The organism is Lysobacter zhanggongensis (genome assembly GCF_046638635.1).
Classification (GTDB): domain Bacteria; phylum Pseudomonadota; class Gammaproteobacteria; order Xanthomonadales; family Xanthomonadaceae; genus Novilysobacter; species Novilysobacter luteus.
Map to the genome: position 1 here is coordinate 1 of NZ_JBJXHK010000091.1, position 8,105 is coordinate 8,105.

General features: G+C 70.2%; 6 protein-coding genes and 2 pseudogenes. 1 reads left to right on the forward strand and 7 read right to left on the reverse strand.

Annotated elements, in window-relative coordinates:
- Window positions 1–157 precede the first annotated feature (157 nt).
- Complete coding sequence (locus tag ACKVMH_RS11680) at window positions 158–601, forward strand: DciA family protein (RefSeq protein WP_412700419.1); 444 nt, start codon at window positions 158–160, stop codon at window positions 599–601.
- Between the two features lie 237 nt (window positions 602–838).
- Here ACKVMH_RS11680 and lpxC read toward each other — a convergent pair whose 3' ends face one another.
- The 7 genes and pseudogenes from lpxC to ACKVMH_RS11720 all read right to left on the reverse strand — a co-directional run.
- The gene (gene lpxC / locus ACKVMH_RS11685) at window positions 839–1,750 is read right to left on the reverse strand and encodes a UDP-3-O-acyl-N-acetylglucosamine deacetylase (RefSeq protein ID WP_412700420.1); all 912 of its coding nucleotides are present in this window, start codon (window positions 1,748–1,750) and stop codon (window positions 839–841) included.
- A 304-nt stretch (window positions 1,751–2,054) separates the two neighbouring features.
- Window positions 2,055–3,375: pseudogene (gene ftsZ / locus ACKVMH_RS11695) on the reverse strand (cell division protein FtsZ).
- A gap of 138 nt (window positions 3,376–3,513) precedes the next feature.
- Window positions 3,514–4,749: a cell division protein FtsA gene (gene ftsA, locus ACKVMH_RS11700; RefSeq protein ID WP_412700421.1), complete on the reverse strand. Its 1,236-nt coding sequence runs from the start codon at window positions 4,747–4,749 to the stop codon at window positions 3,514–3,516.
- Entirely contained in the window at window positions 4,746–5,480 is a 735-nt protein-coding gene (locus ACKVMH_RS11705; RefSeq protein WP_412700422.1) for a cell division protein FtsQ/DivIB, read from the reverse strand. Before ACKVMH_RS11705 ends, ftsA begins: the two co-directional genes overlap by 4 nt.
- A complete protein-coding gene (locus tag ACKVMH_RS11710) occupies window positions 5,477–6,460 on the reverse strand; it encodes a D-alanine--D-alanine ligase (RefSeq protein WP_412700423.1) in 984 nt (327 codons plus the stop codon). The genes ACKVMH_RS11705 and ACKVMH_RS11710 overlap by 4 nt, the downstream gene beginning before the upstream one ends.
- A complete protein-coding gene (gene murC, locus ACKVMH_RS11715) occupies window positions 6,457–7,926 on the reverse strand; it encodes a UDP-N-acetylmuramate--L-alanine ligase (protein WP_412700424.1) in 1,470 nt (489 codons plus the stop codon). Before murC ends, ACKVMH_RS11710 begins: the two co-directional genes overlap by 4 nt.
- Window positions 7,923–8,105, reverse strand: a pseudogene (locus tag ACKVMH_RS11720) (hypothetical protein); the annotation flags it as partial. The gene murC and the pseudogene ACKVMH_RS11720, both read right to left, overlap by 4 nt.

The following is an 8,105-nucleotide window of genomic DNA, read 5'->3' on the forward strand; positions in this document are numbered from 1 at the left end:
GGCGATGCCGCCACCGGCGCCGATCGCCAGCCCGCTGCCGAGCAGCAGGGCCGCGGCGGCACCCGGGCGACGGGCGCCGGCATTGGCGGCCTGCCGGGCCACGGAGGCCAGCAGGTCGCGTGATTTGTTTACGATGTCGATATAGGTCATATGTCCGATGTCTGAATTCAAGCCCAGTCCGCGCCGTCCCTCGTCCCCCGTCGCCGCGATCGATGCGCTGCTGGCGGAGCCCGCTGGCGACCCGATTCGTCGTGCCATGTGGCTTGACGAGCTGGACCGTCGGTTACGCCCCCTCCTGCCGTCCCCGCTGGCCGCGCATGCGCGGCTGGCGAACTACGAGCGCGGCAGGCTCGTGTTTGTGGTCGATGCCCCGGTGTGGCGGGCGAAACTGCGCCTGCTTGCCCCGGAACTGCTCGATGCCGCCCGATCCATCGGGTTGGCCGCGGTGGAGTTCGTCGTCAAGACGAGCCTTGTTTCCGCTTCGCCGCCCCCTGCGGCACCGCGGAACACCGTGACCATGTCGCCGGCCGCAAAGGAAGCCCTGCAGGCCGCACTGGCGTCGTTGCGCCCGGGAAACCCAGGTTCCGACGGCAGCGAGTGATCCTTGCGCGGTAGGTGCATGCCCGTTGGGGCGACTCCTGCCGTGAAGACCAAGTGATCACCGACGGGGCATGCTAAGCCCCTGAATCGCCGGTTTTGTTAAGGAACCCGAAGAATTTCGCAAAAATGCCGTTAACACGTCACGAGGTATTCACATCCGTGACGGGGGACACCCACGAGTGGGGCGGGGTCGGCATTTGCGGTCCGGCGGGGCGCCGGCGGGGGGCTTTCCGCGGCCTCAGACGGCGGCGACAGGCCGGTAGGACGCGGGCACCGGGTCCTGTTCGCCCGGGAAGGTGACGATCTCCCAGGCCGATTGCTCGGCCATCAGGGCGCGCACCAGCTGGTTGTTGAGCGCGTGGCCGGACTTGTAGCCCTCGTAGGCGCCAAGGATGGCGTGGCCGGCCAGGTACAGGTCGCCTACGGCGTCCAGGATCTTGTGTCGGACGAACTCGTCCGCGTAGCGCAGGCCGTCCTCGTTGAGGACACGGAACTCGTCCAGCACGATCGCGTTGTCCATCGAGCCGCCCAGGCCGAGGTTGCGCTCGCGCATGTACTCCAGGTCGCGCATGAAGCCGAACGTGCGGGCGCGGCTGACTTCCTTGATGTAGTTGGCCGCCGAGAACTCGACCTCGGCGCGTGACTGGGCGGCCGGGATCGCCGGGTGGTTGAACACCACCGTGAAACCGAGCCGGAAGCCGTCGTAGGGCTCGAACCGGGCGACCTTGTCTCCGTCGCGTACTTCCACCGGACGGGTGATGCGGATGAACTTCTTCGGCGCGTCCTGCTCGGCGACGCCGGCGGACTGCAGCAGGAACACGAACGGGCCGGCCGAGCCGTCCATGATCGGCACCTCGGCCGCGGACAGCTCGATATAGCAGTTGTCGATGCCGAGCCCGGCCAGCGCCGAGAGCAGGTGCTCGACCGTCATGACCTTGCCGCCTTCGCGGCTGAGCCCCGTGCACAACACGGTCTCGGTCACCAGGTCGGCGCGGGCGGGCAGCTCGAGCACGGGGTCCAGGTCGACCCGGCGGAACACGATGCCGGCATCGACGGGCGCAGGGCGCAGGGTGAGGAACACCTTCTCGCCGCTGTGCAGGCCCACGCCGGTGGCGCGGATGATGTTCTTGAGGGTGCGCTGGCGCAGCATGGGCAGTGCGGACTTCCTGTTGCCGGGGGCACGCCGCGGCCGGACGCGCGAAACGGCTCGGTCAGGCGGAGATGTCCGGAATATTACCAATCCGGAAAACCGCGCAAGATTAACATGCAGGCAGCTGAATCTGAACGGAAAATCCGACGCGAAGGCGGGGTCGCCGTCACACGCCGGCACGCGCGGCGGGTAAATCGGCCGGCCGCCCGGGAACGGGCGACCGACCCAATCGCCCCGGGCATGGGGACCCCGGGGCCAAGGTGACGCGCCTTGCGGCGCGCCTGTTACGGACGTGGCGAAGCGGTCAGTCGGCCTGGCGGCGCAGGAACGCCGGGATGTCCAGGTAGCTGTCGTTGCCGAAGTCGGCCGCCGCGGCCCCCGGTGCCGGGGCCGCTTCGTGCCGGCCGCTGCTGCGCAGCCCGCTGGTGAACCCCGGGGCCGACGCCGGCGCGACCGCGTCTTCGATCGGGAATTCCGGCTGGCCGGTGGTGGCGTTGCGGACCAGCTGGATCGGCGCGCGGTTGAGCTGCTCGTTCGGCTTGCCCTGGCGGGCGACGGCGCGGTTGAGCCCGGTGGCGACCACGGTCACCTTGACCTCGTCCTNGGACCAGCTGGATCGGCGCGCGGTTGAGCTGCTCGTTCGGCTTGCCCTGGCGGGCGACGGCGCGGTTGAGCCCGGTGGCGACCACGGTCACCTTGACCTCGTCCTGCATGTCCGGGTCGAGCACGGTGCCAAGCACCACGGTCGCATCCTCGGACGCGAACGCCTCGATCGTGCGGCCGACCTCGTCGAACTCGGCCATCGTGAAGTCCGGACCGGCGGTGATGTTGACCAGGATGCCGTTGGCGCCCGACAGGTTGACGTCGTCCAACAGCGGGTTCTGCACCGCCGCCTCGGCCGCGGCCTGGGCACGGTCGTCGCCGCGGGCCGAACCGCTGCCCATCATCGCCAGGCCCATCTCGGACATGACGGTGCGCACGTCGGCGAAGTCGACGTTGATCAGGCCCGGGCGCACGATCAGGTCGGCGATGCCCTGCACGGCGCCCAGGAGCACGTCGTTGGCGGCGCGGAAGGCCTGGATCATCGTGGCGTTGCGACCGAGCACGGTGATCAGCTTCTCGTTGGGGATGGTGATCAACGAGTCGCAGTGGTGGCTCAGCTCCTCGATGCCCTTGAGCGCGACCTGCATGCGGCGGCGGCCCTCGAACGGGAACGGCTTGGTGACCACCGCGACGGTCAGGATGCCCATCTCCTTGGCCAGCTGCGCCACCACCGGCGCGGCGCCGGTGCCGGTGCCACCGCCCATGCCGGCGGTGATGAACACCATGTCGGCGCCCTGCATTGCGTCCATCAGGCGCTCGCGGTCCTCCAGCGCGGCCTGGCGGCCGACCTCCGGGTTCGCGCCCGCGCCCAGGCCCTTGGTGACGTTGCTGCCCAGCTGCAGCTGCAGCTTGGCGCCGCAGTTCTTGATCGCCTGCGAGTCGGTGTTGGCGGTGATGAATTCCACCCCGTCGACGTTGTTGCTGACCATGTGGGCGACCGCGTTGCCGCCGCCACCGCCGACGCCGACCACCTTGATGGTCGCGTTCGGGGCCATGTTCTCTACCAGTTCAAAGTGCGCCATGTCCGTGTCCTCGTATGTCTAGTTATGTGGTGCCGTTGTCGCTGCCGGTACTGCTGCCTGACGTGTTGCGTGTCGCGCCCCCATGGCCACCGGGACATCGTCGACGTCCCGGAGGTATCCACCTGGTCGCCGGGGTCATCAGAACTCCCCCCGGAACCAGTTCTTGAAACGGTTGAGTACGTTCCCGGCGCGCCCGGTGCTGATCACCGGGCGGCGCGGGTTCTCGATCTGGCTGCCCATCAGCAGCAGGCCGACACCGGTGGCGTGCACCGGGTTACCGACCACCTCGCCCAAGCCGGTTACGTGCTGCGGGATGCCGACGCGCACGGGCATCTGCAGCATCTCCTCGGCCAGCTCGACCACGCCTTCCATCTTCGCGGCGCCGCCGGTCAGGACCATGCCCGCGCGGACGTGCTGCTCGAAGCCGCTGCGGCGCAGTTCGGCCTGGACCATCTCGAAGATCTCCTCGTAGCGCGCCTGCACCGCCTGCGCCAACGAGTGGCGCGGCATGCGCCGGGGCGGCCGGTCGCCGACCGAAGGCACCTGGATCGATTCCTCCGCGGTCGCCATCTGCGCCAGCGCGCAGGCGTAGCGGACCTTGATCTGCTCGGCCTCCGGGGTCGGCGTGCGCAGCATGTGGGCGATGTCCTCGGTGACCTTGTCGCCGGCGATGCCGAGGCTGGCCGAGTGCGCGATCGCGCCCTGGACGAACACCGCGATGTCGGTGGTGCCGGCGCCGATGTCGACCAGCACCACGCCGAGCTCGCGCTCGTCGGAAGTCAGCACCGCGTTGGCGGAGGCCAATACGCCCAGGATCAGGTCGTCGACCTGCAGCCCGCAGCGCTGCACGCACTTGCTGACGTTGGCCGCGGCCGATTGCGCGCAGACCACCAGGTGGGCATGCACTTCCAGCCGGACGCCGGTCATGCCGACCGGGTTGCGGATGCCTTCCTGCGAATCGTCGAGCACGTAGTCGCGCGGGATCGCGTGCAGGATCTTCTGGTCGGCCGGGATCGCCACGGCCTTGGCGGCATCGAGCACCCGGTCCAGGTCGGAGAAGCTCACTTCGCCGTCGCGGATCGGCGCGATGCCCTGCGAGTTGCGGCACTGGATGTGGCTGCCCGAGATCGACGCGTAGACCGAGCGGATCTCGCAGCCGGCCATCAGCTCGGCCTCCTCGATCGCGCGCTGGATCGACTGCACGGTCGACTCGATGTCGACCACCACGCCGCGGCGCAGCCCGCGCGACTCGTGGCTGCCGATGCCGATCACCTCGATCGGGTTGCCGGGTGAGTACTCGCCCACCAGCGCCACCACCTTGGAGGTGCCGATGTCGAGACCCACGATCAACGATTTGTCGCCCTTGCGATTCATGTATTTCCCTGCATGCCTGCCTGTGGCGCCTTCGGGACCGGCGCCCAGCTCAAGGCGAAACCATTGGTGTAGCGGAGGTCGGCGCGCACCAGGCGTTGCGCCTGCTGCGCGAGCAACTGCGGCATCAGCCGGGCGAAGCGGGCGATGCGCGGGCGGGCCTCGTTGCGGCCGACCACCACCTGCGCGCCGCTGTCGAGCTCCATGCTCCAGCTGCCTCGCGGGTCCAGCAGCACCGAGCGCACACCCAGCCCGAGCGGCGCCATCAGCACGCTGGTCTGGTTGTAGAACTCGACCACGTCCGGCACCCGTACGTCCGGACCGTCCAGCCGGGGCAGGCCCGGCGGCACGTCGACGTCGCCGGCCGGGAACAGCCGACCGTGGTCGGACAACAGCCGGTCCTCGCCCCAGCGCGCGAACGGGACGTGCTCGACCACCCGCACCTCGAGCACGTCGGGCCAGCGCTTGCGGACTTCGGCGCGCTCGACCCACGGCATCCGCGCGACAGCGGCTTGCGCGGCATCCAGGTCGACGGCGAAAAAGCCCTGCCGCGCGAACGGCAGCATCGCCTCACGCAGGCGCGCTTCGTCGACCCGGTCGAACTGCCCGGTCGCGCGCAGCGTGGTCAGCGGCCAGCGGTCCTGGCCGACCCAGCCGTTGAGCACGGCGACCACGGGCAGCGCGACCAGCGCCACCGCGAGGGTCCAACCGAGCAGGCGGAGCAGCGCGTTCACGCGTGTGCACCTCCGTCGTCGGCCAGGCTCGACTCGAGCACCCGCCAGCACAGCTCGCCGAAATCGATGCCGAGTTCGCGCGCGGCCTTGGGCACCAGCGAGTGGCTGGTCATCCCCGGCGCGGTGTTGACCTCGAGCAGGAAGAAGTCGCCGGTCGCCCGGTCGCGCATCACGTCGACCCGGCCCCAGCCGCTGCACCCGGCGGCCTCGAAGGCCAGCAGCGCGATGCGGCGGATCTCGTCCTCGGCGGCGCCGTCCAGGCCCGGGCACAGGTATTGGGTGTCCTCGGCGACGTACTTGGCGTTGTAGTCGTACCACTCGCCCTTCGGCACGATCCGGATCGAGGGCAGCGCGCGGTGGCCATCGCCGTCGGCGAGCACCGCGACGGTGAGTTCGTCGCCGACCACCAGCTGCTCCATCAGCAGCTCACCGGGGTAGCGCGCGGCCAGCGCGACGGCGTCGTCCAGGCCGGCCTCGTCATGCACCCGCGAGACACCGACGCTGGAACCTTCGCACGACGGCTTGATGATCAACGGCAGCCCGATCACGCGGGCCGCGTCGTGCACGTCCGAACCCTTCGGCAGTCGCACGTAGCGCGGCGTGGGGAGGCCCAGGGACAGCCACACCTGCTTGGTGCGGATCTTGTCCATGCTCAGCGCCGAGCCGAGCACGCCCGAGCCGGTGTACGGCACGCCGAGCGCGTCCAGCAGCCCCTGCAGCACGCCGTCCTCGCCACCGCCCTTGTTGCCGTGGAGGATGTTGAAGACGCGGTCGACCGAGCCGGCGCGAACCGCATCGACCAGCGCCGGGATGCCGTCGACCGCCACCGCGTCGACGCCGCGAGCCTGCAGCGCCTCCAGCACGTTGCGACCGGAATCCAGCGACACCTCGCGCTCGGCGCTGGTGCCGCCCATCAGTACCGCGACGCGGCCGAACACGGCGGGATCCGTGAACCGCGGCGGGGTGAAGGCGGCGCTCATGCGGCATCCCCCTCGATCGCGGTGAAGCCATGGGTGGCGACGTACTGGGCGGCCTGGCCGATGTCGCCGGCGCCCATCATCAGCAGCAGGTCGCCGTCCTCGAGCACGTCGCCCAGCACCTGCGGAAGCTCACGCGCGCTGCCGACCACCACCGGCTCGACCCGGCCGCGGGTACGGATCGCGCGGGCCAGTGCGCGTGCGTCGGCGCCGGCGATGGGCGCTTCGCCCGCGGCGTACACCTCGGTCAGGACCACCATGTCGGCGCTCGACAGCACCGCGGCGAAATCGTCGAACAGGTCGCGGGTGCGGCTGTAACGGTGGGGCTGGAACGCAACCACCAGGCGCTTTTCCGGCCAGCCGCCACGCGCGGCGGCGAACACCGCCTCGAGCTCCTTGGGATGGTGGCCGTAGTCGTCGACCACGGTGACCAGACCGCCGGCGTGCCCGTCCCTGCCGGCCAACGGCGTCTGCGACAGCAGGTTGAAACGGCGGCCGACCCCGGCGAAGCCTTCGAGCGCGCGCGCGATCGCGCTGGATTCCACGCCCAGCTGCCACGCCACCGAAGCGGCGGCCAGCGCGTTCTGCACGTTGTGGCGGCCGGGCATGGCCAGCGTCACCGGGCAGCGCGCGCCGTCGGGCAGGCACAGCACGAAGCGCATCCGCGCGCCCTGCTGCACCACGTCCTCGGCACGCACGTCGGCGTCTTCGGAGAAGCCATAGGTCATCACGTGGCGCGGGGTGCGCGCCGCCAGCGCGGCGACCTCGGGGTCGTCGATGCACAGCACCGCCAGTCCGTAGAACGGCAACCTGTGCATGAACTCCAGGAACGCCGCCTGGACCTTGGCGAAGTCGCCGCCGTAATTCTCCAGGTGGTCGGCGTCGATGTTGGTGACGATCGCGATCTGGGGGTTCAGGCGCAGGAAGCTGCCGTCGCTCTCGTCGGCCTCGGCCACCAGCCAGTCACCGCCGCCCAGGCGCGCGTTGGCGCCGGCCGCGAGCAGCTGCCCTCCGATCACGAAGGTCGGGTCGATCCCGCCTTCGGCCAGCACGCTGGCGGTGAGCGAGGTCGTGGTGGTCTTGCCGTGGGTGCCGGCGACGGCGATGCCACGCTTGAACCGCATGAGCTCGGCCAGCATCTCCGCGCGCGGCACCACCGGGATGCGCTGCGCGCGCGCTTCCATCAGCTCGGGGTTGTCTTCGCGGATGGCGCTGGACACCACCACGCAATCGGTGCCGAGCACGTTGGCGGCCGTGTGGTCGCGGTGCACGGTGATGCCCAGCTTTGCCAGCCGGCGGGTCACGGCGTTGTCGGCCCGGTCCGAGCCCGACACCTGGTAGCCCAGCGTGCACATCACCTCGGCGATGCCACTCATGCCGGTGCCACCGACACCGATGAAGTGCACGCGGGGAAACGCCTTGGCGAGGTCGCCACCGTGTTGCAGGCGGCGGCGAACGGTACTGCTCATGCAGCCTGCTCCGGGTTGGAATGGGGGGGACGGATCTGGGCGACGACGATGTCGGCCACGCGCGCGGCGGCGTCGGGTCGGGCCAGCGAGCGCGCGGCCTGGGCCAAGCGCAGCAGGTCGGCGCGCTCGGCGAGGATTTCGAGCGTGGCCGAAATGCGCCGGGCCAGGTCGGCGGTGTC

What these genes read in the sequence shown, in the direction of transcription:
- ftsA (WP_412700421.1), bottom strand. Translation starts at nt 4,749, where the DNA reads ATGAATCGCAAGGGCGACAAATCGTTGATCGTGGGTCTCGACATCGGC.
- ACKVMH_RS11680 (WP_412700419.1), top strand. Translation starts at nt 158, where the DNA reads ATGTCTGAATTCAAGCCCAGTCCGCGCCGTCCCTCGTCCCCCGTCGCC.
- ACKVMH_RS11710 (WP_412700423.1), bottom strand. Translation starts at nt 6,460, where the DNA reads ATGAGCGCCGCCTTCACCCCGCCGCGGTTCACGGATCCCGCCGTGTTC.
- lpxC (WP_412700420.1), bottom strand. Translation starts at nt 1,750, where the DNA reads ATGCTGCGCCAGCGCACCCTCAAGAACATCATCCGCGCCACCGGCGTG.
- murC (WP_412700424.1), bottom strand. Translation starts at nt 7,926, where the DNA reads ATGAGCAGTACCGTTCGCCGCCGCCTGCAACACGGTGGCGACCTCGCC.